Origin of the sequence: Streptomyces sp. NBC_01003, from assembly GCF_045162695.1 — a bacterium.
Taxonomy (GTDB): Bacteria; Actinomycetota; Actinomycetes; order Streptomycetales; family Streptomycetaceae; genus Streptomyces.
Window position 1 is genome coordinate 2,791,364 of the sequence record NZ_CP108707.1, and the last position, 26,748, is coordinate 2,818,111.

The 26,748-nt window shown below is 69.4% G+C and carries 24 protein-coding genes and 4 pseudogenes; 13 read left to right on the top strand and 15 right to left on the bottom strand.

Annotated features, from left to right (window positions below; genetic code table 11):
• Nucleotides 1-55: 55 nt before the first annotated feature.
• Both alc and allB read right to left on the bottom strand, forming a co-directional pair.
• On the bottom strand, nucleotides 56-1,171 hold the full coding sequence (gene alc / locus OG698_RS12900) for an allantoicase (RefSeq protein WP_406103196.1): 1,116 nt from the start codon (nucleotides 1,169-1,171) through the stop codon (nucleotides 56-58).
• 5 nt (nucleotides 1,172-1,176) lie between these two features.
• A complete protein-coding gene (gene allB / locus OG698_RS12905) occupies nucleotides 1,177-2,517 on the bottom strand; it encodes an allantoinase AllB (RefSeq protein ID WP_406103197.1) in 1,341 nt (446 codons plus the stop codon).
• Nucleotides 2,518-2,820: 303 nt separating this feature from the next.
• Between allB and OG698_RS12910 the strand changes: the two genes are divergently transcribed.
• A complete protein-coding gene (locus OG698_RS12910; RefSeq protein ID WP_100591454.1) occupies nucleotides 2,821-3,621 on the top strand; it encodes an IclR family transcriptional regulator in 801 nt (266 codons plus the stop codon).
• On the opposite strand, the gene OG698_RS12915 is transcribed toward OG698_RS12910, so the two are convergent.
• On the bottom strand, nucleotides 3,564-4,322 hold the full coding sequence (locus tag OG698_RS12915; protein ID WP_406103198.1) for an ABC transporter ATP-binding protein: 759 nt from the start codon (nucleotides 4,320-4,322) through the stop codon (nucleotides 3,564-3,566). The two genes, OG698_RS12910 and OG698_RS12915, sit on opposite strands and share 58 nt — an antisense overlap.
• Nucleotides 4,319-5,395 (bottom strand): ABC transporter permease, encoded by a 1,077-nt coding sequence (locus OG698_RS12920; protein WP_406103199.1) that lies wholly within the window; start codon nucleotides 5,393-5,395, stop codon nucleotides 4,319-4,321. The genes OG698_RS12915 and OG698_RS12920 overlap by 4 nt, the downstream gene beginning before the upstream one ends.
• Before the next feature lie 135 nt (nucleotides 5,396-5,530).
• Here OG698_RS12920 and OG698_RS12925 point away from each other — a divergent pair, with 135 nt between their 5' ends.
• A complete protein-coding gene (locus OG698_RS12925) occupies nucleotides 5,531-6,706 on the top strand; it encodes a sensor histidine kinase (RefSeq protein ID WP_406103200.1) in 1,176 nt (391 codons plus the stop codon).
• On the top strand, nucleotides 6,703-7,329 hold the full coding sequence (locus OG698_RS12930) for a response regulator transcription factor (protein WP_326773462.1): 627 nt from the start codon (nucleotides 6,703-6,705) through the stop codon (nucleotides 7,327-7,329). Before OG698_RS12925 ends, OG698_RS12930 begins: the two co-directional genes overlap by 4 nt.
• A 193-nt stretch (nucleotides 7,330-7,522) precedes the next feature.
• On the opposite strand, the gene OG698_RS12935 is transcribed toward OG698_RS12930, so the two are convergent.
• Entirely contained in the window at nucleotides 7,523-8,056 is a 534-nt protein-coding gene (locus OG698_RS12935; RefSeq protein ID WP_406103201.1) for a universal stress protein, read from the bottom strand.
• Nucleotides 8,053-8,196, bottom strand: coding sequence for a hypothetical protein (locus OG698_RS12940; protein ID WP_406103202.1), 144 nt, complete (start codon nucleotides 8,194-8,196; stop codon nucleotides 8,053-8,055). The genes OG698_RS12935 and OG698_RS12940 overlap by 4 nt, the downstream gene beginning before the upstream one ends.
• Nucleotides 8,197-8,297: 101 nt before the next feature.
• On the opposite strand from OG698_RS12940, the gene OG698_RS12945 reads away from it, so the two are divergent.
• Nucleotides 8,298-9,791: a PLP-dependent aminotransferase family protein gene (locus OG698_RS12945; RefSeq protein WP_406103203.1), complete on the top strand. Its 1,494-nt coding sequence runs from the start codon at nucleotides 8,298-8,300 to the stop codon at nucleotides 9,789-9,791.
• A 45-nt stretch (nucleotides 9,792-9,836) separates the two neighbouring features.
• Here OG698_RS12945 and OG698_RS12950 read toward each other — a convergent pair whose 3' ends face one another.
• A complete protein-coding gene (locus OG698_RS12950; protein WP_406103204.1) occupies nucleotides 9,837-10,151 on the bottom strand; it encodes a DUF5955 family protein in 315 nt (104 codons plus the stop codon).
• Nucleotides 10,152-10,374: 223 nt separating this feature from the next.
• Here OG698_RS12950 and OG698_RS12955 point away from each other — a divergent pair, with 223 nt between their 5' ends.
• Together OG698_RS12955 and aceB are read left to right on the top strand one after the other, a co-directional pair.
• On the top strand, nucleotides 10,375-10,980 hold the full coding sequence (locus OG698_RS12955; protein ID WP_406103205.1) for an NTP transferase domain-containing protein: 606 nt from the start codon (nucleotides 10,375-10,377) through the stop codon (nucleotides 10,978-10,980).
• Between the two features lie 227 nt (nucleotides 10,981-11,207).
• Entirely contained in the window at nucleotides 11,208-12,845 is a 1,638-nt protein-coding gene (gene aceB, locus OG698_RS12960) for a malate synthase A (protein WP_100591447.1), read from the top strand.
• 65 nt (nucleotides 12,846-12,910) lie between these two features.
• Here the strand turns inward: aceB and OG698_RS12965 are convergent, their stop codons facing one another.
• Nucleotides 12,911-13,834, bottom strand: a complete 924-nt coding sequence (locus OG698_RS12965; RefSeq protein ID WP_406103206.1) for a HipA family kinase — start codon at nucleotides 13,832-13,834, stop codon at nucleotides 12,911-12,913.
• 373 nt (nucleotides 13,835-14,207) lie between these two features.
• On the opposite strand from OG698_RS12965, the pseudogene OG698_RS12970 reads away from it, so the two are divergent.
• Nucleotides 14,208-14,393: pseudogene (locus OG698_RS12970) on the top strand (hypothetical protein); the annotation flags it as partial.
• A 59-nt stretch (nucleotides 14,394-14,452) separates the two neighbouring features.
• On the opposite strand, the pseudogene OG698_RS12975 reads toward OG698_RS12970, so the two are convergent.
• Nucleotides 14,453-15,247 (bottom strand): annotated as a pseudogene (locus OG698_RS12975) (transposase); the annotation flags it as partial.
• Between the two features lie 556 nt (nucleotides 15,248-15,803).
• Here OG698_RS12975 and OG698_RS12980 point away from each other — a divergent pair.
• The 3 genes from OG698_RS12980 (at nucleotide 15,804) to OG698_RS12990 (ending at nucleotide 18,735) form a co-directional block, all read left to right on the top strand.
• The gene (locus OG698_RS12980) at nucleotides 15,804-16,292 is read left to right on the top strand and encodes a MarR family winged helix-turn-helix transcriptional regulator (protein WP_406103207.1); all 489 of its coding nucleotides are present in this window, start codon (nucleotides 15,804-15,806) and stop codon (nucleotides 16,290-16,292) included.
• 404 nt (nucleotides 16,293-16,696) lie between these two features.
• Nucleotides 16,697-17,365 (top strand): nitroreductase, encoded by a 669-nt coding sequence (locus OG698_RS12985; protein WP_406111022.1) that lies wholly within the window; start codon nucleotides 16,697-16,699, stop codon nucleotides 17,363-17,365.
• A 353-nt stretch (nucleotides 17,366-17,718) separates the two neighbouring features.
• Nucleotides 17,719-18,735 carry a sigma-70 family RNA polymerase sigma factor gene (locus tag OG698_RS12990; RefSeq protein ID WP_406103208.1) on the top strand — a complete coding sequence of 339 codons (1,017 nt, stop codon included), beginning with the start codon at nucleotides 17,719-17,721 and terminating at the stop codon, nucleotides 18,733-18,735.
• 206 nt (nucleotides 18,736-18,941) lie between these two features.
• Here the strand turns inward: OG698_RS12990 and OG698_RS12995 are convergent, their stop codons facing one another.
• From OG698_RS12995 to OG698_RS13010, 4 genes and pseudogenes are all read right to left on the bottom strand, one after another.
• Nucleotides 18,942-19,583 (bottom strand): histidine phosphatase family protein, encoded by a 642-nt coding sequence (locus OG698_RS12995; RefSeq protein WP_406103209.1) that lies wholly within the window; start codon nucleotides 19,581-19,583, stop codon nucleotides 18,942-18,944.
• Between the two features lie 49 nt (nucleotides 19,584-19,632).
• Nucleotides 19,633-19,821, bottom strand: coding sequence for a hypothetical protein (locus tag OG698_RS13000; protein ID WP_406103210.1), 189 nt, complete (start codon nucleotides 19,819-19,821; stop codon nucleotides 19,633-19,635).
• 229 nt (nucleotides 19,822-20,050) lie between these two features.
• Nucleotides 20,051-20,404, bottom strand: a pseudogene (locus OG698_RS13005) (IS110 family transposase); the annotation flags it as partial.
• A gap of 542 nt (nucleotides 20,405-20,946) precedes the next feature.
• Nucleotides 20,947-21,885: an RNA polymerase subunit sigma gene (locus OG698_RS13010; protein WP_406103211.1), complete on the bottom strand. Its 939-nt coding sequence runs from the start codon at nucleotides 21,883-21,885 to the stop codon at nucleotides 20,947-20,949.
• An 836-nt stretch (nucleotides 21,886-22,721) separates the two neighbouring features.
• On the opposite strand from OG698_RS13010, the pseudogene OG698_RS13015 reads away from it, so the two are divergent.
• From OG698_RS13015 to OG698_RS13025, 3 genes and pseudogenes are all read left to right on the top strand, one after another.
• A pseudogene (locus OG698_RS13015) lies at nucleotides 22,722-22,909 on the top strand (transposase); the annotation flags it as partial.
• A gap of 408 nt (nucleotides 22,910-23,317) precedes the next feature.
• Nucleotides 23,318-23,581, top strand: a complete 264-nt coding sequence (locus tag OG698_RS13020; RefSeq protein ID WP_406103212.1) for a WhiB family transcriptional regulator — start codon at nucleotides 23,318-23,320, stop codon at nucleotides 23,579-23,581.
• An 877-nt stretch (nucleotides 23,582-24,458) separates the two neighbouring features.
• Nucleotides 24,459-25,217, top strand: a complete 759-nt coding sequence (locus tag OG698_RS13025; protein ID WP_406103213.1) for a PP2C family protein-serine/threonine phosphatase — start codon at nucleotides 24,459-24,461, stop codon at nucleotides 25,215-25,217.
• A 214-nt stretch (nucleotides 25,218-25,431) separates the two neighbouring features.
• On the opposite strand, the gene OG698_RS13030 is transcribed toward OG698_RS13025, so the two are convergent.
• Complete coding sequence (locus tag OG698_RS13030; RefSeq protein WP_406103214.1) at nucleotides 25,432-25,575, bottom strand: hypothetical protein; 144 nt, start codon at nucleotides 25,573-25,575, stop codon at nucleotides 25,432-25,434.
• A 786-nt stretch (nucleotides 25,576-26,361) separates the two neighbouring features.
• Nucleotides 26,362-26,700, bottom strand: coding sequence for a hypothetical protein (locus OG698_RS13035; RefSeq protein ID WP_398379800.1), 339 nt, complete (start codon nucleotides 26,698-26,700; stop codon nucleotides 26,362-26,364).
• Between the last annotated feature and the right edge of the window lie 48 nt (nucleotides 26,701-26,748).

Below are 26,748 nucleotides of genomic sequence, written 5' to 3' on the forward strand. Positions count from 1 at the left end.
GGGGCGCACCGGTGCTGTCAGGCCGGTACGCCCCCGCGCGGGTCCGGGACCCGGGTCAGCCGCCGAGCTCCTGGTGACGGGCCGTCAGGCGGGCCGTGCCCTCATCCGTCAGCGAGCCGAACAGGCGCAGGCGGGAGATGCCGCCGTCCGGGTAGATGTCCACGCGCGCGTGGGTACCGACCGCGGGAGTGTCGAGCACGAAGCGGTGGTTGGTGTCGGGCTGCAGGCGGGTGCGGGGCAGGACCTCCACCCACTCGCCATCGTCGCCGTCGCGCACCGAGACAGACGCCCAGCCCGCCGAGTTGCCCTTGAGGTAGGCGGTGTCGATCTCCAGGGCGCGGATCTGCGACTGGCCGGCCAGGCCGTAGCTGATCCAGTCGTTGCCCTGGTCGCGGCGGCGGCGGGTCTCCCAGCCGTCGTCCATCTTGCGGGAGCGGCCCGGCTGGATGGTGTTGCTCGCGGGCGAGTAGAAGAGGTTGGAGGCGTCCTCGGCGCGGCCGCCGTTCTCCAGGGCGACGACGTCGAACGTGCCGAGCGTGGCGAGCCACTTGGGGTCGGGCACGACCTCGCCGTGGACCCGCAGGCGGGCGATGCCGCCGTCGGGGTGCTGGTTGACGCGCAGGTGCGTGAAGCGCTGCTCCACGTCGACGGCGAAGCCGTTGGCCGCGTGGCCGCCGACCGCCGTGCGCGGTACGAGCGTCGTCCACTTGACGTCGCCCGAGAGCAGCTCCTCCGGGGTGGGCGCGCCTTCCACGGACGCGGCCTCGACGGAGACCGCTTGCGGGTAGTTGCCGCGGAAGTGGGCGGTGTCGACGATGATGCCGCGGATCACGCCGGGGGCGCCGAGCCGGACGAGCGCCCAGTCGTGGTCCTCGGCGGTCGGCCACGGGTGGTCCGCGCCGGTGCCGCGGCGACGGCGGGTCTCCCAGCCGTCCATGATCTTGCCCTTGTGGCCGAAGTGCTCGGGGTCGAACTCGGCGCGCTCGGGCACGAGGAGGTTCTCGCGCTGGGCGAAGAACTCGTCGTTGGCGGCGATGACACCGGCGCCGAGCTGCCGCGCGGCGAGGTCGGCGTACTGCGTGAACGGGAAGTCGGCGGTGCGGTAGTCGGCGTAGGGGTCGCCGCCGCCGTAGGGGTTCGCGTCGCCGGTGAAGCTGGGAATCGCCGTCACAGTGATCAGTTGTTCCTTTCGAGGAGCTTGCCGGCGGGAGCGGTGAACTCGCCCTCGGCGACGATGCGCTCACCGCGCAGCCAGGTCGACTTCACGACGCCGTGCAGCGTCTTGCCCGCGTAGGCGGTGACGCGGTTGCGGTGCTGCAGTTCGGCCGGGTCGACGGTGAAGGTCTCCTCGGGAGCGAGGACCGCGAAGTCGGCGTCGCGGCCGGCGGCGATGGCGCCCTTGCGGTCGTCGAGGCCGACCAGCTCCGAGGTACGCGAGGACATCCAGCGCACCACGTCGTCGAGGGAGTGGCCGCGCCCCCGGGCCTCGGTCCAGATGGCGGAGAGGCTCAGCTGGAGGCCGGAGATGCCGCCCCACGCGGTGGCGAAGTCGTCGGTCTTCAGGTCGGCGGTCGACGGCGAGTGATCGGTGACGACGCAGTCGATGGTGCCGTCGGCGAGCGCCTGCCACAGCAGGTCCTGGTTCGCGGCCTCGCGGATGGGCGGGCAGCACTTGAACTCGCTTGCGCCGTCCGGGACTTCCTCCGCGGTGAGCGTGAGGTAGTGCGGGCACGTCTCGACGGTGAGCTTGACGCCCTCGGCCTTGGCCTCGGCGATCAGCGGCAGCGCGTCGGAGGAGGACAGGTGCAGGATGTGGACGCGGGCGCCGATCCGCTTGGCGGTGTCGATGAGCCCCTTGATCGCGACGTCCTCGGAGATCCGCGGCCGGGTCGCGAGGTAGTCGTCGTACTTCGGGCCGCTGTTGTGCGGGGCGACGTCCAGCTCGTGCGGGTCCTCGGCGTGCACGATGAGCAGGCCGCCGAACCCGGCGATCTCGGCCATGGAGGCGGTGAGCTGGTCACCGTTCAGGTGCGGGAACTCGTCCACGCCGGACGGCGAGAGGAAGCACTTGAAGCCGAAGACCCCGGCGTCGTGCAGCGGACGCAGGTCCTTGACGTTGTCGGGCAGCGCGCCGCCCCAGAAGCCGACGTCGATGTGCGCCTTGGCGGCGGCGACGTCCTGCTTGGTGCGCAGGTTGGCCACCGTCGTCGTCGGCGGCAGCGAGTTGAGCGGCATGTCGACGATCGTGGTGATGCCGCCGGCCGCCGCGGCGCGGGTGGCCGTCCAGAAGCCCTCCCACTCCGTGCGCCCCGGGTCGTTCACGTGGACATGGGTGTCCACGAGTCCGGGCATGAGGACATCGTCACCGAAGTCCTCGAGCCGGGCGCCTGCCGGTACGTCCGCGTCGCGCGGAAGGACGGCGGCGATCTTTCCCCCGGCGACGGCGACCGACGCGGGCCGCGTGCCTTCGGGGGTGATGACGCGGGTCGAGCGCAGCACCAGTTCGACGTCGGACACCCGAGCCCCTCTCAGTAAATTCAACGTTCTGTTGAAGGAGTTTTCACTCCAGTCCAGGGTCCGTCAAGAGCCACCCCGTAAGGGACGACGCCATCCTGGACGTTTCCACAAAGTGGAATTAGAATTCCGTAAGCCAGAACGTAGCTACCTACGACGACACCGTCAAGAGACCACAGGTATGGCCCGGCGACACCCGGACAAAGGCCCCTGACCGGCTGGAACAACCCGGGCCGTGCCACACCCCCCTCGGTGACCGCCGGGTAGGCTGCTGCCTTGCCCTTCCGCCCCGAAAGGAACGCGCCCGTGCCGACGTCAAGCGCCAGCACCAAGTCCTCTGGCCCTTCCGCCCCGACCGGCGGAGTCCAGTCCCTCGAGCGCGCCTTCGACCTCCTCGAGCGGATGGCCGACGCCGGGGGCGAGGTGGGTCTCAGCGAGCTCTCCGCGAGCAGCGGCCTTCCCCTGCCGACGATCCACCGCCTGATGCGCACCCTGGTCGCCTGCGGCTATGTGCGCCAGCAGACCAACAGGCGCTACTCGCTCGGCCCCCGCCTGATCCGCCTCGGCGAGTCCGCCTCCCGCCTCCTCGGCACCTGGGCCCGCCCCTATCTCGCCCGCCTCGTCGAGGTGACCGGCGAGACGGCGAACATGGCGCTGCTCGACGGGGACGAGATCGTCTACGTCGCCCAGGTGCCGTCCAAGCACTCGATGCGGATGTTCACCGAGGTGGGCCGGCGCGTCCTGCCGCACTCGACGGGCGTGGGCAAGGCCCTGCTCGCCGACACCCCGGCCGACGAGGTGCGCGCGCTGCTCGCGCGGACCGGCATGCCGGCCGCCACTGAGAAGACGATCACCACGGCCGACGGCTTCCTCGACGCGCTCGCGGAGGTGCGCCGCGCCGGGTACGCGGTCGACGACAACGAGCAGGAGATCGGCGTGCGCTGCCTCGCCGTCTCCGTGCCCAACTCCCCCACGGCCGCCGCGATCTCGATCTCGGGTCCGGCGGGACGCGTCACCGACGCCGCGACCGAGAAGATCGTGCCGGTGCTTCAGCAGGTCGCCGAGGAGCTGTCGGTGGCGCTGTCGAGCTCCGGGGTCGGCGTGTAGCGGGCACCACCCGCAGCGTCACGGGACGGGCCGGCCTTCGTGAGCCGCCCGTCCACCATTTCGCACACCTCGTCCGCCACCGCGAGATGCGCCCGGTCGTGCGTGACCAGGACCGTCGCGGTGCCGCGCTCCCTGGTGAGCCGGGCGAGCAGATCCAGTACGGCCGCCCCGCGCTCGTGGTCGAGGGCGCTCGTCGGCTCGTCCACGAGCAGGACCGCCGGCTCGTTCATCAGGGCGCGGGCGATGTTGACACGCTGGCGCTGACCGCCGGACAGCTGGTGGGGACGGCGGCGCGCCTGGTCCGTGAGCCCGACCGCGGCCAGCAGCTCCCCTGCCCGCTCCCGCACGTCGCGCGGCCTGCGGCCGTCCAGGTGGGCCATCACCTGGAGCTGTTCGAGGGCGGTCAGGGACGGCAGCAGGTTGGGCTGCTGGAAGACGATGCCCAGAGAGCGGCGGCGCAGCTCGGCGCGTTCGGCGGGGCCGATCGAGTCCGTCGGCGTACCGCCCACGGTCACGGTGCCGCTGTCGGGCGTGACCAGCGTCGCCGCGACCGCGAGGAGGCTGGACTTGCCCGACCCGGACGGGCCGACGACCGCGGTGACCGTGCCGGCCGGGACGTGCAGCGTGACGCTGTCGAGCGCCGTGAGACGTCCGTCGCCGTCCGGGTAGGTGAGGGTGATCTCGTCGAGGTCGAGGCTCATCGGGCGCTCCCGAGTGCGGTGAGGGGGTCTACGGCGGTGATGCGCCGGATGGACAGGGCGGCGCCGGCCGCGCCGAGTGCGGTCATGACGGCGGCCGGGCCGAGCGTGGTGAGCGGCTCCATGACGAACGGCACGCTGTCGGGCACGAACGCCCCGATGAGCGCCGCGAGCACCGTCCCGAGGGCCGTACCGCCGACGAGCATGACCACGGCCTGCCCGAGCGCGTCCTTCAGCAGATAGCGCGTCGAGGAGCCGAGGGCCTTGAGAACCGCGATGTCGCCGCTGCGCTGGATCGTCCACACGGTGAAGAACGCGCCGATGACCATCGCCGAGATGACGAAGAGGAAGCCCCGCATCAGCTGGAGCGAGCCGTTCTCGGCCTGGTAGGACCCTATGGCCTCAAGGGCACCGGCCACGGTCCGCGTCTCGGTGCCCGCCGCACGGTCCGCGGCACCGAGGTCGGCGCCGTCCCCGGTGCGCAGGGCGATCACGGTGGCCCGCTCCCCTGTGCGCTGCCCGCCCGGCGCCACGTTCTGCCAGTCGCCGAGGTCGATCCAGACGACGGGTGTGTGGCTGTACGAGGCGTCGCCCGCGACCGCGCTCACCGTCAGGGACGTACTGGACAGGGCGATACGGTCACCGGGCCCCGCGCCCAGATCGTCCGCTGCCTGCCGGGACAGGACGGCCGTGCCGGGTGCCGTCGTGTCGGGCGCGAGCCCCGAGCCGGGCCGCACGCCGAACGCGGACACGGCCGCCGTGTGGTGGCCCGCCTCGGCGTTGACGGTGCTGATGCCGAGCGGCTGCGCGCTCTCGATCCCCGGCCGCGCGGCCAGCGCCCGCCACTGCCCGGCCCCGACCGTCGAACCGGTGAACGACACCGCCTGGCCGTCCGCGGGCCGGGCGAACGCCAGGTGGTCGGCGGGCAGCCCGGTCAGCGCCGAGGTGTTGTCCCGGGCCAGGCCCGCGGTCAGGGCGGACAGCAGGCCGACGAGCAGCGTGATCAGCACGACCACGCTTCCCATCAGCGCGAACCGGCCCTTGGCGAACCGTAGATCTCTCCATGCGACGAACATGGTCCCCAGCCTGCGGCCGGGCCCCCGCCCCGGGCATCGCGCCACAGCACGCTTCACCCGAATCGAAGGAAGGAGCCGCCTTTCAAACTTTCGGTTGACCGTCTTCGAGGTTCTTCTGCCTACGCTGGTGACGGTATGGATCCACGTTCTCTGACCCCCGTTCTGCGCGTCCTGCGCCTGTGCCTGCATCTGCTGATGGCCGGGCTGCTCCTGCTGGTCGCCGGCCGCGCGCTGGCCGGGGACTCGACGGGGGCGGGCGCCGTGGTGGCCGCCGCGGTCGTGATGACCGTCGTGTACGGGGCGGGCCCGCTGATCCCGGCCGTACGGGACACGCGGGATGGGGCGGCGCTCTGGCTCGCGGCGCTGTGCGCGGTGTGGCTGGTGCTGCTCGTCCTCTCCCCCGACGGACTGTGGCTGGCATTCCCGCTGTACTTCCTCCAGCTGCATCTGCTGCCCGCCCGCTGGGGCGTCCCCGCCGTGGCGCTCACCGCGTGCGCCGCCATCGCCTCGTACGTACGCCATGGGCAGGAGCTCAACCCGGGGGCCTTCATAGGGCCGCTCCTCGGCGCGGCCGTGGCCGTCGCGACCGTCATGGGCTACCAGGCGCTGTACCGCGAGAGCGAGCGCAGACAGCGCCTGATCGAGGAGCTGATCGCGACGCGCGCCGAACTCGCCGCCGCGGAGCGCACGGCGGGCACCCTCGCCGAGCGGGAGCGCCTGGCGCGCGAGATCCACGACACCCTCGCGCAGGGTCTGTCCTCGATCCAGCTCCTGCTGCGCGCGGCCCAGCGCGCGCTGCCGCCGCAGTCACCGGCCGCCCCGCACATCGAACAGGCGCGCGCGGCCGCCCAGGACAACCTGGCCGAGGCCCGCCGCTTCGTGCGGGCCCTGTCGCCGCCGGACCTGGAGAGCGGGTCGCTCGCGGGGGCCCTGGAGCGGCTGTGCGCGACGGCTCCCGGGCTCACCGCCCGCTTCACGGAGAGCGGCACTCCGTCCGGGCTGCCGACGCCGTACGAGGTCGCCCTGCTGCGGATCGCGCAGTCGGCGCTCGCGAACACCGTGCGCCACGCGGGGGCCCGCCGCGCCGAGATCACCCTCAGCTTCATGGACACGGCCGTGGCCCTCGACATCGTGGACGACGGGCGCGGCTTCGACCCCGCGTCGGCCCCGTCCGGCGACGGGGGGTTCGGCCTGCCCGCGATGCGCTCGCGCGCGGAGTCCCTGGGGGGCACGTTCACGGTGGAGTCGGCGCCGGGCCAGGGCACGGCGGTCGCGATCACTCTTCCTCTCCCCGTGGAAGGCGCGCCATGACCGTCCGCCTCCTGCTCGCCGACGACCACCCCGTCGTACGCGCCGGGCTGCGCGCCGTCCTCGACGCCGAACCCGACTTCGAGATCGCCGCGGAGGCCGCCACGGCGGAGCGGGCCGTGGAGCTCGCCGCGGCCGGCGGGGTCGACGTCGTCCTCATGGACCTCCAGTTCGGCGCCGGAATGCACGGCTCGGAGGCGACGGCGGCCATCGCGGCGAGGCCCGGTGCGCCGCGCGTCCTCGTCCTGACCACGTACGACACGGACGCGGACATCCTCGCCGCGGTGGAGGCGGGCGCGTCCGGCTATCTGCTCAAGGACGCGCCGCCGGAGGAGCTCGCGGCGGCGGTCCGTACGGCGGCCTCCGGCCAGTCCGCGCTCGCGCCCGCCATCGCACACCGCCTGATGGACCGCATGCGGGCCCCCGCCGAGGCGCTCAGCCGCCGCGAGCTGGAGGTGCTCCAGCTCGTCAGGGACGGCCTGTCGAACCAGCGGATCAGCAAGGAACTGTTCCTCAGCCAGGCGACGGTGAAGTCCCATCTGGTGCACATCTACGCCAAGTTGGGCGTCGACTCGCGCACAGCGGCGGTCGCCGCGGCCACCGCACGCGGCCTCATGCGCCGCTGACCTGCCCGTCCAGCCTGCCGGACCCGCCGCCAAGCAGTCACCTTCGATCACCCGCCGCAGCCCGTGCCGCGCAGGCGGCGAAGCGGGCACCGTCACGACTGGGCAGTCGGCGCGCACCCCACGACCGAACCGGAAATCCGCCCCACACACAGCGGCAGCCACCGCACGCGGCCTCGTGCGCCGCTGCCCCCGTTCACCCGGCCGGACCCGCCGCCGCGAAGTCGTGTGCGCTCGCCCGCCGCAGCGCGCGCAGTTCGTGTCGTGCCAGCGGCGGCGCGGGCACGGTCAGGACCGGGCAGCCGGCGTGTGCGACGACGTAGCGGTGGATCCGTCCGCGCCACATGCGGCGTGGATGGACGCCGATGACGAGCAGGTCGTCCGGGCCCGCCACCGCGTCGCGCAGGGCCCGGCCCGGCCTGGCCCTGACGACACGGCGTACCAGGTCCACGTCCTGGGGCGGGCCGCCGAGCGCCTCGGCGAAGGCGCGGTCGAGGCGGACGCGGGCCTCGCCCTGCCAGTACCGGGCCCACTGCCGGTCCGGGCGGCGGGCGTACAGGCTCTCACCCTCGGGCGGCTCCCAGGCGAGGACGGCGACGAGGACCCGGCCCGAGCGGCGCGCCTGCTCGGCGGCCGCGCGCAGCGCCGCGAGCCCGCCGAGCGAGTCGCTCACCCCGACGACGACCTGACCGACCATTTCCTCGGGCCGCCGGGCCTCGACGGCGCTCACGGCTTCCTTCCCTTGCGCCGCTTCCCGTTCACCAGCGCGCGGACCCAGGCACCCGCCGCCCGCGTGGTGCGCGCCTCCGCGCGGCGCTGCATCTCCCGCTCGAAACGGTCCGTGACACAGCCCGCCTCGTACCCGTCCATGGCATGCCTCCTCAACCGGCTCCCCAGGCCAAAATCCCTGACCTCTCGCGAGTCTGTACGCTGATTGGCCTGGACAGCAGGGCCAATAGCGGGGAGTTGGCATGGCAGGCAATCGAGTGGTCCACGCCTTGAACGCGCCGGGCACGGACAACATGAACAGGTCCCTGGGCAGCCGCCGCCTCGCCGACCTCCTCGCGGTCACCGCCGGGGAGAGACCCGGCTACCGCGCCTTGGCCCAGGGCGTACGCACCCTGCTGCTCGACGGGCGCATCCCGCTGCACACCCGGCTGCCCGCCGAGCGCGAGCTGGCCACGACGCTCGGCGTCAGCCGCGCCACGGTCACCGCCGCCTACGACCTGCTCCGCGAGGGCGGCTACGCACGCAGCAGGCGCGGCGCGGGGACGTGGACCGAGCTGCCCGAGGGACAGCGGCCCGCCAGCGTGGCCGTCTTCCCCACGGGCGACGACGTGATCGACCTCGCCATCGCGGCGCCCGGCGCGCCCGAGGCGGAGCTCGCCGACGCGCTCGCCGCCGCCGGCGCACTGCTGCCAAAGCACGCGTCGACGCCCGGCTACCACCCGTACGGGCTTCCCGAGCTACGGGCCGCGGTCGCCGAGCGGTTCACGCGGCGCGGCCTGCCGACGCTCCCCGAGCAGATCCTCATCACCTCGGGCGCCCAGCAGGCGGTGTCGCTCACCCTGGGGCTCCTCGCCCGGGCGGGCGACCGCGTCCTGGTCGAGAACCCGTCGTACCCGAACGCCCTGGACGCGCTGAACAGGGGCGGGATGCGGGCCACACCGGTGCCGGTCACGGACGGCGGCTGGGACACGGACCTGTTCGAGTCGGCGCTGCGGCAGACCGCGCCGCGGCTCGCCTATCTGATCCCGGACTTCCACAACCCGACCGGGCGGCTGATGCCGCGCGAGCAGCGGGTGCGGCTCCTCGAGGCGGCGCGGGCGACCGGGACCTGGCTGGTCGTGGACGAGACGGTCGCCGACATCGCGCTGGACGTGCCGGCGCCCGCGCCATTCGCCTCGCTCGCCGCGCACGGTGCCGGCGAACAGGTCGTCACCGTGGGCTCGTTGAGCAAGTCGCAGTGGGGCGGGCTGCGCATCGGCTGGGTGCGGGCGGGGTCGCGGCTCATCACGGAACTGGCCACGGCACGGGTGCCGTTCGACATGTCGGGTTCCGTGCTCGACCAGCTCGTCGCACTGCGGCTGCTCGACCGGATGGACGAGGTCCTGAGCGAGCGCCTGCCGCGGATGCGGGCCCAGCGGGACGCGCTCGCCGAGGACCTGGCGCGCGAACTGCCGGAGTGGCGCTGGCAGTTGCCGCCCGGCGGCCTGTCGCTCTGGATCGACCTGGGCCGCCCCATCGCCTCGGCTCTCGCCCGGGCCGCGCTGCGGCACGGGGTGCGCATCGAGGGCGGCTCCCGCTTCGGCGCGGACCCGGGGACGCACGAGCACCGGCTGCGCTTCCCGTACACCCAGCCGCCCGAGGTCGCCAGGGAGGCGGTGCGCCGCCTGGCACAGACCCTCGCGGACGGCCTCGGCCCGGCGGGCGAGGAGCCGGGACGGCCGCACTGGGTGGCGTGAGACGGCAAGAGACCTGGTTGACGGGTCGTCAACTTCCGTACGAAGTCAGCGCAGTGGCGGCCCGCCGAACAGTTCCACCGCGTTCCGTACGCCCCCAAGACCCTTCGCCAGGGCGCTGACCGAGCCGATCGCGCCCGCGATGAGCAGCAGTGAGCGGCGCAGGCGCGGGACCTCGGGGAGGCCGCCGGCGGCCATCGCGTCCAGGGCGGCCAGTTCGTCCTCCGCGACGGCCCGGTCGGGGAACTCGGCCGGATGGGCTGCCAGTTCACGGCGCAGCCTGGACACCGCGGTGCGCAACTCCGTCACCCGAGGATCCTCTTCGCTGACCGCCACCGGCTTCTGCCCCACGCTCCGCAACACAGTTCTCCCCCCTCGCACGCCTTTGTGCGACCGCACACGTGCGCGTTCGCACGTGGTACGCCTTCCGCGGCCCCGCTGGGCGTGGGTCTGACGCGCCGCATCGGGGCCGCCGGCCAGTAAACGCCACTTTCTGCCGCGCCCGCCACCGTGCCGGCCGAATTCCGGCCTCACGAGTGTCCCCGGGGGTCGACGCGCGGGCCGCCCGGTGAGGTATCCAGGCTTCATGACACACGCAACGGATGACGCTCCGGTGACGGGACTGCTGCTCGCGGCGGGCGGTGGGCGCAGGCTCGGCGGGCGGCCGAAGGCGCTCCTGACGCACCGCGGGCGCCCCCTGGTGGAGCACGCGGTGGCGGTGCTGCGCGCGGGCGGCTGCGAGCGCGTCCACGTCGTGCTGGGCGCGGCAGCGGACGACGTACGGGCGCGGGCGGACCTGGCGGGGTGCGTGCTCGTGGAGAACCCGGCGTGGGAGGAGGGCATGGGCTCGTCGCTGCGGGCGGGGCTCGGCTCGCTCGCCGGGACGGGGGCGTCGGCCGCGCTCGTACTCCTTGTGGACCAACCGGGGATCGGGGCTCCGGCGGTGGCGCGCGTGCGGGCCGCGTACCGGTCGGCGGGGTCGCTGGCGGCGGCCGCGTACGACGGGGAGCGCGGGCATCCGGTTCTGTTCGGGGCGGAGCACTGGCCGGGGATCGTGGCGAGCGCGGCCGGGGACCGCGGGGCGCGCGCGTACCTGAAGGAGCACGCGTCGGAGCTCACGCTCGTGGAGTGCGGCGATGTGGCCGATGACTACGACATCGACACCGAGGCCGACCTCAAGCACCTTGAATGAGTGGTGAGTGAGGGGCATGAACGGGGCGTGAGGAGCCTGGCACCGAGCGCCACGTTATGTCGACCCGGAGAATCTCGACATCAACAAACCATTGAACTTCCACAATGAGGAAACTAGTATCCACTGCTCAGAAGGGCCGGTCCCCCCGCGCGGGGTCCGTAGTCGTATTCCGGCGCCCACGGCACTCGGTGCCGCCCGCGCCCGTTCGCTGAAGGAAGTGACAGCTCATGTCCGCACCAGCGCCGTCCCCGCTGGCCATCGTCGACGCAGAGCCCCTGCCCAGGCAGGAAGAGGTGCTCACGGACGCGGCCCTCGCCTTCGTGGCCGAGCTGCACCGGCTGTTCACGCCCCGGCGTGACGAGCTCCTCACCCGCCGCGCGGAGCGTCGCGCCGAGATCGCCCGCACCTCCACGCTCGACTTCCTCCCGGAGACCGCTCACATCCGCGAGGACACCACCTGGCGCGTCGCGCCCGCCCCGGCCGCGCTGAACGACCGCCGCGTCGAGATCACCGGTCCCACCGACCGCAAGATGACGATCAACGCCCTGAACTCGGGTGCCAAGGTCTGGCTCGCGGACTTCGAGGACGCCTCGGCCCCCACCTGGGAGAACGTCGTCCTGGGCCAGGTCAACCTGATGGACGCCTACACGCGCAACATCGACTTCACGGACGAGCGCACCGGCAAGTCGTACGCCCTCAAGGGCAACGACGAGCTCGCGACCGTCGTGATGCGCCCGCGCGGCTGGCACCTGGACGAGCGCCACCTGAAGGACGAGGCCGGCCGGCCCGTCCCCGGCGCGCTCGTCGACTTCGGCCTGTACTTCTTCCACAACGCCAAGCGCCTGATCGAGCTCGGCAAGGGCCCGTACTTCTACCTCCCGAAGACGGAGTCGCACCTGGAGGCCCGCCTCTGGAACGAGATCTTCGTCTTCGCGCAGGACTACGTCGGGATCCCCCAGGGCACCGTCCGCGCGACCGTCCTGATCGAGACGATCACGGCCGCGTACGAGATGGACGAGATCCTCTACGAGCTCCGCGACCACGCCGCCGGGCTGAACGCGGGCCGCTGGGACTACCTGTTCTCCATCGTCAAGAACTTCCGTGACGGCGGCGCCAAGTTCGTCCTGCCGGACCGCAACCTGGTCACGATGACGGCCCCGTTCATGCGTGCCTACACCGAACTCCTCGTCCGCACCTGCCACAAGCGGGGTGCGCACGCGATCGGCGGCATGGCGGCGTTCATCCCGTCGCGGCGCGACGCCGAGGTCAACAAGGTCGCGTTCGAGAAGGTCAAGAACGACAAGGACCGCGAGGCCGGCGACGGCTTCGACGGCTCGTGGGTCGCCCACCCCGACCTGGTCCCGATCGCGATGGCGTCCTTCGACGCGGTCCTCGGTGACAAGCCGAACCAGAAGGAGCGCCTGCGCGAGGACGTGTCCGTCGCGCCCGGCGACCTGATCGCGATCGACTCCCTCGACGCCCGGCCCACCTACGACGGCCTGGTCAACGCCGTCCAGGTCGGCATCCGCTACATCGAGGCGTGGCTGCGCGGCCTCGGCGCCGTCGCCATCTTCAACCTGATGGAGGACGCGGCCACCGCCGAGATCTCCCGCTCGCAGATCTGGCAGTGGATCAACGCCGGCGTCGTCTTCGAGGGCGGCGAACACTCCGGCACGACCGTCACGGCCGACCTGGCCCGCGAGGTCGCGGCCCAGGAGCTCGCGAACATCAAGGCCGAGATCGGCGAGGAGGCCTTCGCGGCCGGCAAGTGGCAGCAGGCCCACGACCTCCTCCTCCAGGTCTCCCTGGACGCGGACTACGCGGACTTCCTGACGCTGCCCGCGTACGAGCAGCTCGCCGGCTGAGTCCGGCCCCGCACCACCCGAACCCTCGGCACCGCACAGCGCCGGGGGTTCGGTCGTGTCCGGGGTCAGCCCTTGTGACCGAGGTGGACGGACCAGTCCTGTTCGGCGGCCGGTTTGCCGTGCAGGTCGGGCACGCGCTTGAGCCAGGCGGGGCGGCCCTTCTCCGTGTCGGCCGCGCGGCGCGCGTCGGCGGCCGCCAGCTGGTCGCGCGACGGGAAGTCCCTGGGCAGCCAGGCGGCGGACGTACGGGCGCGGGCCGCGAGATAGGAGACGTACGCCTCACGGACCTCGTCCGGCGAATGGAAGCCCGGCTCGTCGGTCAGCCACGCGTCGGGGACGAGCGCGGTGATCTCGCGGAGCATCTCCTCGGTGACGAGGGGCGCCAGCTCCGCGTCGGCGGCCTCCGTGTCGGGCCCGTAGGCACCGAGGGCGTGATGGCGGAAGTCGTACGCCTTGTCGGGCGCGGACGCGTCCCAGCGGTGGTGGAAGATCAGGGCGGCGCCGTGGTCGATCAGCCACAGCTTCGGCTCCTGGATGCCGAAGGTGGGCCAGATCATCAGGTTCGAGCTGTGGATCGTGCGGTCCACGTTGACCGTGAGGGCGTCGAGCCACACGATCTTCCCGGCCTCCAGCGGGTCCACCGTGAAGGCGGCAGCGACCTCGGGCGTGAAGTCCTTCGCGCCCGGCAGGAAGTCCATCCCGAGGTTGAGCCCGTCGCTCGCGCGCAGCAGGTCCTGGACCTCCTGGTGCGGCTCGTGTGCGGCCACCTCGGGGTCGAAGTGGACGCGGACCAGCTCGGGGAAGCGCAGGCCGAGGCGGCGCGCCAGCTCACCGACGACGATCTCCGCGACGAGCGCCTTGCGGCCCTGCGCGGAGCCGGTGAACTTCACGACGTAAATACCCAAGTCATCCGCCTCAACCAAACCAGGCAGAGACCCGCCCTCCCGAAGGGGCGTAACGTAGCGGGTCGCAGTTACTTCCGTGAGCATTTTCCCAGGCTATACGGCCGACAGGGCCGGTAACCCGAGGTACGCCCCGGGAGTTGCCTGCTACCTCACAAGTGGCCAACCGTTGACGCGGGGGAGTATCTGGGGAGTTTCCGCATGAAGGTACCGAGGTCATCTGCCACGACGCTATCGCGGGGAGCGAACCACCCTCGCACAACGGTGCAATCTCGGGCTCTTACCCCCCTCTGCACGCAGTCTCCTAGACCACGCTGCGGGCCAAACTTGAACCCGGGGAGAATCTGGGGATTTTCAGCCAAGGCCGCCCGTGACGTCAGCACAGCACGGGTCCAGGCCGTTTCACCGGTCACGGAGGTGAAGTCGTCGGCTCGACGCAGCGCGCCCCCATGCACCTGGGCTGACCGCCTCCTACCTCCACACCCTCACCCAGGTCTGCCCATGGCCCCGGCACGCGCAGACCTACGCGCGGATGATCCGAGCCGATCGCCCCGTCCTGCTGTGGAGCGTGCCCTGCTGGCTGCTGCTCCACGCAGGCCAGCACTGGCCGCTCCCTGTCACGCTGGCCGGAACCGCTCTGTTCGCCTGAGTGCGCGAGTCGACCCGCAGGCGGGTGAACACGATGCGATGGAGCGCGGCATTTGCCTGACGGCCGCCACCACGGTTGAGGCGACGGTACTGCCGGCGGCCCGAGGAACGCTCAACGGGACTGACCCCGCACAAAGCTGCAAACGACGCCTCACTGCCCAGCCGTTCCGGTTTGTCCCCCGCCGCGATCAGCAGAGCGACGGCCGTGTCCGGACCGACCCCCACCACCTCAAGCAGCTGCGGGGCATGACATTCCACGAGCCGGGCCAGACGATCCTCCACATCCCGGATCTGCTCGGTCAGCCGGCCGATCCGGTGAGCCAGCAGACCCAGCGTGATCCGAGTGGCCTGCAGCACCGATTCCTCACCGTCCTCCTCGCGACTGCTCACGTCAGCGAACCGCGCACAGGTACGGAAGAGTTCGGCATTGCCCAGTCCGGCCAGTTCTTCCCGCAGGGCTGGATCGGACGGCCTTGAGCTGGTTGATGGCCTGGGTGCGGGCTTTGACGGCCGACGCCTTCGTAGGTTTGTGCACTCTCGCGATCTGCACCGGCCCGTCGCCCACTTTGGCCCGGGCGCGAGCCTCACGGCTTCCAGGTGACGCGGGTTGCAGCATCGAGTGTGGTTGGACCCCCGTGGCTCGGCGTGACTCACCTGAAAGCCTTCCGGGATCTCCCCAACCAGCAGCTTGAACACCACACGGTGAACGATTTGCGTCTTCCCCTGGTAGCAGACGGTGCCGTAGCCGGACGGGCCCTCCCGATTACAGCTACCGGTCCACAACCAGCAGCCGGACTCCGGGTCCACCTCAATCTTGCTAAGTGCGGTAATGGGGCTCTTGAACCCGCACACGCTGTGTAGCCGCCTGGCGTTGTAGAAGTCGGTGATCCAGGTGGCGGTCTTGATGCGTGCCTGTGCCGAGGGCGGAGGGCGCGGCCGGCTCCGCCGCCCGAAAGCCCGAGGCTAGGACGGTTGCAGAGGCGAGCAGAGGTAGTCAGAGGAAAACACTCGGATTGCCCCCGGTCCGGCCCGGGTCGCTCGGAGGCAGCCAGAGGCAGCGGCCTCTCCAACTGGCTTCTGAGCGACCTGAGTTGGGCGGTGTAGATCACAGTGGCGGCTCTGGCCCGAGTCCGACTCGTCTCCATTCGAGCCGCAATTGAGGACGCCCGCCTCTGATCCGGGGCCCCGCGAGGAGGACGGCCATGACCGGACCAGACCGAACCGACGGCCGCCCGCTCGCCGCGTCCCTCAGATGCACGTCCTCGCGGGCCATCCCCGTCACCGCTGCGGGGTACGGGCGCCACCCCCGTCCACACAGAGGCGTACCCGCAGAACAGCCGCGCTTTCACCACACATTTAGTTTCAAGTGAAACCGTATCGAAAGTACATATGACTGTAATGTGACTTCGTGACCACGCTTCCTCGCAGACCCCCCCCTGCCGCCTCACGTGCGACCGACCGCCCCGGGGACACCTCGCCTTTCGCGCTCGCCCTGCTGCTGCGCCGGGCGCACTGGCGTGCGGCCGCGGTCATGACGGAGGCGCTCCGCCCGCTCGGCGTCGAGTTGCGGCATTTCGCGGTGCTGCTGGTGCTGGTCGACCGCGGGCCCACGGTGCAGCGGGACCTGGCGGCGGCGACGGGGTCGGACAAGGCGGGAATCATGCGGGTCGTGGACGACCTGGAACGCATGGGACTGGCCGTACGCAAGACGGTTCCGGGGGACCGGCGGGTGCGGGCGGTGGAGATCACGCCTCGGGGTGTCGAGCTTTTCGATGCGGCGCATGTGGCGGCGGAGCCGCTGGCCGAGCGTCTGGTCGCCGAACTGGGACCCGGTGGGTCCGAGCAGTTGACGGGTCTGCTGACCCGGCTCGCACATCCCGCAGCGGGCGAGGCGTAAGCGCTCCCGCGCGGCGGCTGTCCGAGGCATGGACAGGTTCCATGTGTTCCATGTCGTACGGGCTTGCACGGCGCCCCCGCCTTGACGGCTGCGGCCATCGCCACCACACACCGGCCCGGCTGCGAGCAGGGACGCCTCCGGTCGGGCGTCAGCATTGCCGAACAGGCCGAATGCACCCCCGACCGACACGTCGACCGACAGCAAGTCCGCGAAACCTGCGCACACCCCGTCGACCGGCGGTGAAGATCACCCGCGAGGGACCGGCAGACGACGGCGACTCGCGGCCCTCCCCTGCACGAGCCCCCTCCTCGATATGCACCTTCCCACGCATCGGATAGTGTTAAATGATACTGTCGCAGATGTAACGAGTATGTGCGCATCGAATGGAAGGGATGCAGGCGATCATGAACGTCTATGAGGCGGTCGCGAGTCGGCGAGCTGTGCGGGGATTCACCGACCAGCAGGTCCCGCGGGAGGTGCTGCAGCGTGTGCTGTCCGCCGCGGCCTGGACGCCGTCAGCGTCGAACCTCCAACCGTGGCATGCCTACGTGCTGACCGGCCGGCCGCTGGCTGAGCTCAAAAAGCGCACTGGCGAGCGCATAGCCGCAGGCGACCCCTGGGACGAGCCGGAGTACGAGCAGTACCCGACCGCACTGAAGAGCCCCTACCAGGAGCGCCGATCCGCCTTCGGTGAGCAGCGCTACGGCGCACTCGGCATTCCGCGTGACGACCTGGAGGCGCGCCAGAGAGCCTCTGCCGCGAACTGGGACTGCTTCGGTGCATCCGCCGCCCTGTTCTGCTACATCGACCGCTGCATGGGTCGACCCCAGTGGTCCGACGTGGGCATGTATCTGCAGTCCGTCATGCTGCTGCTCCGCGCCGAAGGGCTGCACAGTTGCACGCAGATGGCCTGGGCGAAGTATCACGAGACCGTCGCCGAGGTCCTGTCGCCCCCGGATGGACTCCTCCTCTTCTGCGGCATGTCAATCGGGCACGAGGACGTCACGGCAAGCCAACCCCGTATCGGCCGAGCGCCGCTCGAGGAGACAGTCACGTTCGTCGACGGCTGCTGACACCGTCGACGTCTGGATGCGGCGAACCGGCTCTCTCGCCCGCCAGAGCTTCGACATCCGGTTCGGCTCCATCAAGCCCCCGGCCGGCACTGACGTTATGCACGGTCGTCCCGAAGAGCCGGGGCCACCTGGTGCGCCAGTACGAGGAAGCGGCTGAAGCAGCCTTGACTTTTGGTGGCCACAGTTTCGTTACCAGTGGAGTTGTGCCCTTCTGCGCCTTATGTTCGGCAGGCAGTACCCCGGCCTTCAGGAGAGCACCTGGTATCCCGGGCCGGAGCCGTCCGCAATTGCGCGGTAGCCGGGTGGTCCCGCCACTAGACAGCCGTAACCTAAGGAAGGGAGACCGCAGGATCATGGATCTCGAACCGTCCCCACCTGGATCGGACCTTGAAGAGGCTGTCTCGGTCTTCGTGCAGTACCGGACACGTCTGTTCGGAATCGCCTATCGCGTGCTCGGCAGCGTGGTCGAGGCCGAGGATGTGGTTCAGGAGGTGTGGCTACGCTGGCAGAAGACAGACCGTTCCGCGGTGGTCAGCCCGGTCGCCTTCCTATCGAGCGCCACAACCCGTATGGCGATCAACGTCGCGCACTCGGCACGTGTGCGCCGGGAGACCTACATCGGGCCCTGGCTGCCCGAGCCCGTCGACACCAGCTCGGATCCGCAGGTGGGCGCACAGCGCGCAGAGGCCCTCGAACTGGCGCTGCTGCTGGTACTGGAGAAGCTGAGCCCCGCCGAACGCGCCGCGTACGTGCTGCGTGAAGCGTTCGATTACACCTACCCCGAGATCGCTGAAATCCTTCAGCTCAGCGTCGTCAACGTCCGGAAGATCGTCAGCCGCGCCCGCAAGCATCTGTCGGACGAGCAGCGGGAGAGCGTGGACACGGCGGAGCACAGACGCCTTTTGAACGCCTTCGTCTCAGCGGCTCAAACGGGCGATGTGGCTTCACTGGAGACCCTTCTCAGCGCCGATGCTGTCAGTCTGTCCGATGGAAACGGTCTCCGGGGCTGCGCTCGTATACCTGTGCTGGGCCGTTCACCTATCGCCAAAATGTCGACCTATCCACGGCTGTGGCGGGAAGCAGAGCCCAGGTTAGTCGACGCCAACGGCCTTACGGGCGTGACGATCAACCGGGATGGCCGAGTCATGGCATTCATGACGATAGCCGCCTCGACGGTAGGCATCCACAAGGTGATGTGGGTGTTCAGCCCGAGCAAGATCGCCGCGTTCCTCGAATCGTGTTCCCGCTGCGCGGCGACTCCGTCCAGTGCCGGGCGATGCGAGACTGCGCCAGGCGTGACGGGGCGCTCGTCGTGCGGTCAACGCAGGCACCCGGCAGCGTTCGCCCCGCGTCGCCGACAGGCTGGTTAGCCAGCACATCCGGGTCACGCAGAGGCGCTGATGCAGCCGACCTTCCCGACTGGCTTCGTTCACTTTTAACAGCACCGTTTGTCCAGCACTTTGGGCAGCAGAGGGACGTCGACGGGCTCGGGAATGTTCACGAGAAATGACGTCAGTGCATCGGACGGCCCGCCGCCCGTGAGGGCGGCGGGCCGTCGAAGCGGGCCAGGCTGAGGTCAGCCAGCTTTGGCGGAGTCGAGATGACGGGTGTCACCGAGGCTGACGACTTGGCGGTTGTGGAAGAAGTCGTCTTCGCGGAGCGTAGTGATGCTCCCGGAGGGGGCCCGGAAACTGGCATAGCCGGCCGACTCGATCGGCATCTTGATCCAGGACGCCACGACGAACGTCAGGGAGCCGCCGTGCGTCACGATGATCTGATGTTCGCAAGGGTTCTGCAGGATCTCGTCCGTTACTGCGTAGATGCGTTGCGCCCACGCAGCCTTGGTCTCGGAACCCTGCACACCCTCGTCGTGGTCCATTCGCTCCCCGACAGCGGGCGGTGGGACGAAGCGCCGGTCCAACCACTCCTGCGGCTTTCCCCCCGCCTCACCGTAGGACTTCTCCCGCAGCCTGCGATCCACCATCGGCTTCACGCCGAACAGTTCGGCCACCTCCTCGGCCGTCCGCAGGGTGCGCTGCAGATCCGAGGAGAACAGCTCCACCTCGGCGCCGTCCGGGACCTGGGCCCGCAACGCCTGGGCGATGGAGACGGCCGCACGGACGCCAGCGGGCGTCAACTTCGAGTCATGCCATCCGCCGACGACTCCCTCGACGTGGTGCGTCGCCTCCGGATGGGTGACGACATAAAGAGTGCGCATCAGTGCGTGCCTTCCTGTAGATAACGTCCTGCCGGATTGCAGTCCGCAACTATGGAAGAGACAGCTCAGAACCCTCAAGCGGGTTCTTCTGCCCGGGCTCTGGCCAGACCGAGTCGACGGCCTTCTTGACCGTCCTCCACGACACGTTGTACTTGCGCTCAAGCTCGCGCATCTTCATGCCAGCACGGTGATCACGCCGGATCGCCGCGTACAGCTCGACCTTGGACATCTGCGGCATGACCAGGACCTTTCACCAGGAGCACCTCGATGCTGTCCTGGCAAGTACCGCAGTGCTGTCAAAACTCGGGTTCTGGCTCAACTTCCGTGAAAACCATGCCGACCGGGCTCGTGCCAGCCTCTGGACGAGCCGCTGACCTGCCGGTTCGCCAGGGCCGCCAGCCTCGGACACCGAGGATCGGTTCGACTTCACGGAAGTTGTGCCAGAACCACTACTCGTGAATAAAGCCAGTGCGGGCCGCGTCCGCGATCACCGCGGCGTCCTTCGCATCGGTCTTGGCCTCGCCCGGATACAGGTCGGCGATCCGGCGCATGGCAAGTCCCGGCAGGTAGGCGACCTTGCAGCCGGCGTCCCGGGCCACGGTCAGCGGGAGGGCGCCGATGGAGGCGGGCTGGTCCACGATCACCAGGACGGTGCCGAACTTGGCGGTCAGTTTGTCGAAGACGGCCCGCAGCTTCGGCTCGCTGTTGGGCAGCTGCTTGTCGAGGACCTTCTTCCCGGCTGGAGTGAGCCCGTGGCCGTGATGAGGGGTCTTGCCGACGTCCAGGCCGAGGAATACGCCCACGTCTTCGGTGTCGAACATCGCGCCCTTCCAGGGGAGTTGAACGTGCTGGCCTCGGCTTCGGTGTCGTACGCGCGCATCCACGTTATGCAGACCTGCCGCCCGCGAGCTGTCCGGCATTGCGCCGGACCGGACGGTGGCCGGGCCTCTCATCAGCGTCTCCGACGGCACCTGCCGGGCCCGGAGGCCAGCGGCCCTCTTGTAGGACCGCCGAAAACATCACGGGGGGCCGAGGTGGACGCTCATCGACCTGGGCCCTTCTGCGCGGAACCCATGCGGTGAGTCAGTCAGCACCTCATGTTCGGTCGGCGTGACGAACCAGCGGGAAGAGCCGCCCAGAAATCGCGGCCACCCCGCCTTGCCCCGCGCTGGGTCCGAATGACGCCCATGACGGGTGACGGCCGCAGCCGCAGGACAGGACAGAGCGGTCTCCCACGCGATCCCCAGTGGGCGCACCTGGCGTGGCGGCAGTGGCGCGTGGTCATCCAGGAGCACCGTGCGCACCAGAGAACCGACAGCACCGAGCGGCGATCGCGCGGCCGCACTACAGCGCCCAGAAGCGATCAGGACCAGCCATCGCCCTGCTGTGACGGGTTTCGGTGCGAGCCGGGGTCGCGGGGGCTGGGGGACTCGTTCCAGGAGCGTAATTTGTCGGGATTAAGGACGACCCAGACCTGTGTGACGTGGTGGTCGGCGGTGTCGAGGCTGATGACGGCGGCGACCTGACGGTCGTAGCGGGCGATGAGACCGGTGCACCCGTTGACGGAGTGGGTGGTCAGCGTGGTACGAGGGTGGCGAGCCAAGAGTGTCAGCAGGCTATGGGCGACCTGACGGCTGCCGTGTACGGGCCTGCTCAGTGCCCGGACCTTGCCGCCGCCGTCAAAGAACGCCGTGGCGTCCGGACACAGCAGCGACTCGAGCAGTTCGGCATCCTCGTTCACGCAGGCCTGGCGGACTGCGCTGGCGAGGACATCGCGCTCGTCCGGCGGGGTGGGGCTTGAGCGCTGCATCCGAAGGCTGTGGCGGGCCCGGTCGGCGAGTTCCACACAATCCGGCTCTGAGCGTCCCACGATGTCGGCTACTGTGCCGGGGGCCATCCTAAAGACGTCATTAAGCACGAACGCCGCCCGCTCGGCCGGCGACAGAGAGTCCAGCGCGTCGAGCAGAACCCGGCTGACCTCCTCCGCCAGCCTCGCCTGCGCCCCATCGGCGTCTCCCGTCTTCGTATGGTGCTCCTCCCTCTGGTCCCTCCGACCGGCCGCACCCCGGCGGGAGTCGGCGAGCAGCTCCAGACAGATACCGCCCGTAGTCTTCACAAGCCAGCGCCGGGGAGCTGTGATCCGCCCGCGCTCCGCGTCGGACAGCCCGTACCACCGGCGGTAGGTCTCACCGACGGCACTCTCCGCCTCACGGGAACTGCCCAGCATCCAGTAGGCGACATCCAGCAGGTGCCGACGCTCGTCAAGCAACTCCGCGACCGGCACCGCGTCAGTATCGTCCATACGGCATCCTCCTGCTCACACGGCACCACACAACACGGCCGCCCCCAATGATCCCTTCGGCCTTCACGAGGGCTTCAGAGATTTCCGCGCGCCGATGACAGGGTGCCACCATGCAGCGCCTGCGCCCGGCAAAGGAACTCTCACAGCCGATGACTGAGTCCTCGCACACGACACACCTCCTTCGTTTCTCGGCTCGATCCTTTGACCGGGCATGCACGCGTCTTGTGACATCAGCTGTCCCAGACCCTTGCCCGTGCTGACCGACGCGCACGGCACCTCGCTGTGCGTTTCACTGACCTCTTTCATCCTGTGTCGTGGGGATGAAACGGGCCGGTCAGGCAAAATTGCATGGCGAGGCACGCCGTCGGCGCTGTGGTGATCTTGCCTTGGCACGACGGCTGCCTCACCGAGACCGGGCTGGCCCTCACCTCACATCACCCGAAGCCAATCCGAAAAGGTCAGTAGCAGCCACAGGATCGTTGTCTGGTCCTCGGGTTCGCGGGCCCTCAAGCCGTCGCGGAGCAGGGCGACCTGGGTGACGTGGCGAGCGTCGTAGGCGTCTGTCTTGCGGTCGCCGCCGGTGGACAGCAGTCGGGCCCGGGCCGACAGTGGAGGGCACGTCCACCACGTTCTCGCCTGCGGCGGCCAGCTGCTGGGCGAGAGTGCGGCCCAGGCCGCGCGCGCCTTCGACGGCGAAGCGGCGTTCGGGCCACTGCTCGCATCAGCGCAGCAGCCGGCGGAACGTGCCGGCGTTGACGACGACCCGACGCTGGGCCACCTGGTGGCCCGCGACGTCGACAGCGACGGTGGTGCTGGCCATCCACGGAGTCGGTCCCGAAACCGCCGCCCGGCTCCTGACCGCTGTCGGCGACAATCCCGAACGCCTGCGGTCCGAGGCAGCCTTCGCCCATCTGTGCGGTGCCGCTCCCATCCCCGCCCCATCCGAACGCAGGGACCGACACCGACTCAACCGCGGAGCAACCGTTCCGCCAACACGGCCCTCTACCGCATCGCCGTCGTCCGAACGCTCCGTAGCCCGCGAGGTCTTCAAGGCCCTCACCTGCACCGATAGCAACAAGAAAGTCCTTACGCGGGCCGCTTGACCCAAGATGGGAGCATCCCCTGCGCCGATGGGTTGAGACTTCGAATGGGTTGAGACTTCGAACACCTTCTCCACCGGCACGGGGGTCTTGTGTGTTGCGGCACCGACGCTGTCACCCGATCAGTGCCACGCTGCAAAACTCACCCTTTCGCAGCTACGCAGAACTCGACTGCGTGTCACAAATACTCCGGGTGACCGGTCTCAGTCATAGCCCCGGCGCCTCTTCGCAGAGACGATGAAGACCATGATCGGACTCCGGGGTCTCCTGCCGAATAACGAACCCTGGAGGTCTGCATTTCCATCGCTGCTGAACGACGAGGCAAGTACGCCATGTATTGGCGCGAACGGGCGGCTTGTCTACGTGTGGACCCTGATCTTTTCTTTCCCATAGGGAACAGCGGCCCGGCGCTCACACAGATCGACGAAGCCAAGGCTGTCTGCGGTAGTTGCCCTGTTCTGGAGCAGTGCCTCGGCTGGGCCGTGGGCGTGGGGCAGGTGGAAGGCATCTGGGGCGGCATGACGGAAAGCGAACGCCGTGCGATCAGGCGGCGTGGCGCCCGCCGGGGCAAGGAGATGATCACCAAGGCGGCGTGATGGTTCCCCACTCACCGCCGCCGGAGTGAGCTTCGCGCCGGACTCTCCGGACCAGCCTGCGTAACTGCGCCGGGAACAGCGGCGGCCGCACGCCAGGCTGAGCACCCAGTCACCCTGTCGAGCGAGGGAGTAGCGGGCAGCGTCAGGACAGTCTGGGAGCGTCCTGCCCGGCCAACGCGAGGGTTTCGGCGACGTACAGGTGGATACGACCTGCTGGACAGTGAGGGTTCTCTGGCCACCGGCACGCGATGTTGAGGGCAAGCCCGGCACCGGCGTCACCCGCAGCGGTGAAGACGGGTAGCTGATGTGACAACGCGGTCGATCAGAGCCGGGCGCTGTGAAGTTTCGGGATCGTCACAGTTCTCGCTGAGGTGGTTCTTGTAGCCGACCCAGGCGAGTCCACGCGCAAAGACCGCTTCGAGCGAGGGGTATGAGTCAGTGGCGATTTGCCCGGCCAACTCGCGCCGGTCCTGTTTCGTCGGTCGGAAGCCGGCAGGCGTCACCCCGCGTCCCGTAGCGTTCCTGTCATGCCGGATCCACGATCGTGCGCATCCACTCCGGCGCGACTACGGCGAGCGCCTGCGACATCTCCCGCAACACCTCACCCACGAACTCGAGGCTGTTGCGGGCGTGTACAGCAGCCAGGACTTGTGCGGTCGGTGCGATGTCGCCCTCTGAAGATCGTTTTTCGAAGTAATACTTGCCCCTCTCTTGTCACAGATCCAGTTCATCTCCTGTCTTATGTCGGGAGGTGGCAACACGCATGAACCGAGGGTGGAATACCGTGCCAGTGCCTCATGCAGCCGCGACTGTCGGATTCACCCCCGAGTCCCGGCACAGCGTGCGCCGAGAACACGAGGAAACACTTAGAGCTGCGATGGATTTCAATGCATTGATCGCCCAGGACAATGCGTCCCTGGAACAAGGCCTGCTTCCCGCACCAACGCTGCGTGACGACAACTTCTCGGCCGCTTCCTGTTACGTTCCAGGGCGGGCTCACTCGCTGTTGTGCGGTGACTTCTACGACATTGTGCAAACCGAGGACTCGACCGTACACGTGATCTTGGGAGATGTCTCGGGACATGGAGCGGCTGAGGCCGCCCTGGCGATTCACCTGCGCCTGGCTTGGCGGACCGCCGTTCTTTGCGGCAAGACCCAGTTCGAGCAACTGCGCATCCTGGAGAAGGTCCTGATCGATGAGAGAGCGGACGACGACACCTACACCACTGTTGTGTCGCTGGTGTTCCCTCCAGGAGGATCGTCTTTGAAAGTGGTGAGCGCGGGACACCCGGGGCTTCTGCTACGCAGCCAGGGGGAAATCCGCTGGGTCGAGCCTCGGGCTGGAATCGCCCTCGGCCTGTTTCCGGGATACGAGGACTGGACGCAGACCGATGTCTCGCTTTCCCCGCGCGACAGCGTGGTGCTCTTCACCGATGGACTGTACGAAGGAAGGACTGCCCCCTCCACACGACTTGGCGAGGAAGGCCTCCTGCGGCTGGCGGTGCAGCACGTACACCTGCCCGGGCAGGAGTTCATCGACGCCCTGGTCCACGGCGCTGCGTCCAGGGCAGCGCCCTTCGGGGGCCTGGCGGACGACATAGCGGTGCTTCATCTGGGCTGGAACTCAGAGAGCTGACCGCCCGTGTCGGTATGTCATTGACGATGATCGATTACGCCTGGACCGAGGTCTTCTGCGTGAGGCGATCACAGGGTGCCTGGCCGCCAAGGCAGCGGTGGGCGGTGATAGCTGCAGCTGTCCCTCTTCGTAGTGACCGGAGACCCAGGTGTCAACGATGATCGTCAGTTTTGGCCGCGTCGAGTTGGGAGTCGAGCTCGTTGTCCAGGGCGAATCAGCGGGCGTAGCCGACGCAGATGTCCGGGCCCGGGACGCTTTCGCCGGCCGCGGCCGGCGGCAGGGTGCCGGGCCGCCACGGTTGTCCCGGGCCACGGTCGGCCAGGGTGGGGACGCGCAGCAGCGTGGCGAGTCGGGGCACTTTCGTGAACCGGCTGGTGTGGGGACCCCGTCAGCAGTGAGCCCAGGCCGACCGTATCCGGGTCATGCCCCTAGCAGGGCCAGCAGCGCGGCGCCGTCCTCATTGCCCTCCGCGACCAGCGTCGGCAGCCGTGCCACCCCGGACCCGCTCAGGCACTCGATGGGCCGCGCGCGAAACGCCCGCTCACACCGGCTGCGGGCCGCGACCAGCACCTTCTCGATCCGGGGCGGCCCGGGGGAGCTCGATGCTCCGCAGCCGGCACTCGACCAGCAGTGTCTCGTGCTGCCGGTCCTCCACCAGCTCGACCGGGCGCACCTACGCGGAGCGACGCGGTCAACTGTTCCTCGTCCTCCAGGACCGCCGGCCGGAACCGCAGGTCTCGCGGATCTGCTTTCGGTGACGCTCAACGACCGCCAGGTCGTACTTCGCAAGCTCTCCGGCCGGCACCTTCACCAGACCGGCGACGTACCTACGGCAGGCTGCAGGAACTCCGCGTCAGACTCCGGGCCTCTTCCGGCGACCACTCAGCCCGCCCCTTCCCGCCGACCCTGCGGGTGTTCAGCCGGACATCGCAACGAGAGGCCCAGCACCGAGAAACACGCTGTGCGCACCGTTGTCTGGATTTCCGGATGCTCGAAACTGATGAGCCCCGGTCACCGGAGGGACGGATGATGTAGACGCGAGCGCCTTGCTCGCAGACCCCTACATCAGCTCTGTGCCGTGTGGCTTTTCCGTCGTCGGCCGTCTGGGACCGGGTCAGACATGGGCGAAGCGAATACCGATGGTTCAGTGCAACGTCCCCAGGGTCACAGCGACACATAGCATCGTGGCGGTGATCAGAGCCATCGCGGTCGCCGTTCCGCGCAGCCAGTGCCTGAAGCGCACTTGGTGTTGCTCTTGCTCCAGGCTGATGCGGTCCGAGATGTGCTCGGTGACCATACGAGCTACGTACTTCTGCTCGTCGAGATACCACAGCTCGATATTGGTCTTCTGCTCCAGGGTCAGACCTGTGGCCCGCGTGGTGAAGGCTGCCACACGCTGACGTGCTGCATGCAGATGAGCCTCCCGGTAGAGGTATGTTTCGATGTCGGTGAGGCCGCGTTCAGCCTCCTTGCTCGGGTCCATGGTGTCCTCCAGTGAGGGAAAGGCTAGTTGTGATGATTCCGGGAGCCA

Coding starts and splice junctions, on each gene's coding strand:
- OG698_RS12915 (WP_406103198.1), bottom strand. CDS start 4,322: ATGAGCCTCGACCTCGACGAGATCACCCTCACCTACCCGGACGGCGAC.
- OG698_RS12985 (WP_406111022.1), top strand. CDS start 16,697: ATGAACGTCTATGAGGCGGTCGCGAGTCGGCGAGCTGTGCGGGGATTC.
- OG698_RS12920 (WP_406103199.1), bottom strand. CDS start 5,395: ATGTTCGTCGCATGGAGAGATCTACGGTTCGCCAAGGGCCGGTTCGCG.
- OG698_RS12930 (WP_326773462.1), top strand. CDS start 6,703: ATGACCGTCCGCCTCCTGCTCGCCGACGACCACCCCGTCGTACGCGCC.
- aceB (WP_100591447.1), top strand. CDS start 11,208: ATGTCCGCACCAGCGCCGTCCCCGCTGGCCATCGTCGACGCAGAGCCC.
- OG698_RS12945 (WP_406103203.1), top strand. CDS start 8,298: ATGGCAGGCAATCGAGTGGTCCACGCCTTGAACGCGCCGGGCACGGAC.
- OG698_RS12940 (WP_406103202.1), bottom strand. CDS start 8,196: ATGGACGGGTACGAGGCGGGCTGTGTCACGGACCGTTTCGAGCGGGAG.
- OG698_RS12965 (WP_406103206.1), bottom strand. CDS start 13,834: ATGCTCACGGAAGTAACTGCGACCCGCTACGTTACGCCCCTTCGGGAG.
- OG698_RS13020 (WP_406103212.1), top strand. CDS start 23,318: ATGTATTGGCGCGAACGGGCGGCTTGTCTACGTGTGGACCCTGATCTT.
- OG698_RS12995 (WP_406103209.1), bottom strand. CDS start 19,583: ATGCGCACTCTTTATGTCGTCACCCATCCGGAGGCGACGCACCACGTC.
- OG698_RS12990 (WP_406103208.1), top strand. CDS start 17,719: ATGGATCTCGAACCGTCCCCACCTGGATCGGACCTTGAAGAGGCTGTC.
- OG698_RS13035 (WP_398379800.1), bottom strand. CDS start 26,700: ATGGACCCGAGCAAGGAGGCTGAACGCGGCCTCACCGACATCGAAACA.
- OG698_RS13010 (WP_406103211.1), bottom strand. CDS start 21,885: ATGGACGATACTGACGCGGTGCCGGTCGCGGAGTTGCTTGACGAGCGT.
- OG698_RS12955 (WP_406103205.1), top strand. CDS start 10,375: ATGACACACGCAACGGATGACGCTCCGGTGACGGGACTGCTGCTCGCG.
- OG698_RS13025 (WP_406103213.1), top strand. CDS start 24,459: ATGGATTTCAATGCATTGATCGCCCAGGACAATGCGTCCCTGGAACAA.
- OG698_RS13000 (WP_406103210.1), bottom strand. CDS start 19,821: ATGCCGCAGATGTCCAAGGTCGAGCTGTACGCGGCGATCCGGCGTGAT.
- OG698_RS12925 (WP_406103200.1), top strand. CDS start 5,531: ATGGATCCACGTTCTCTGACCCCCGTTCTGCGCGTCCTGCGCCTGTGC.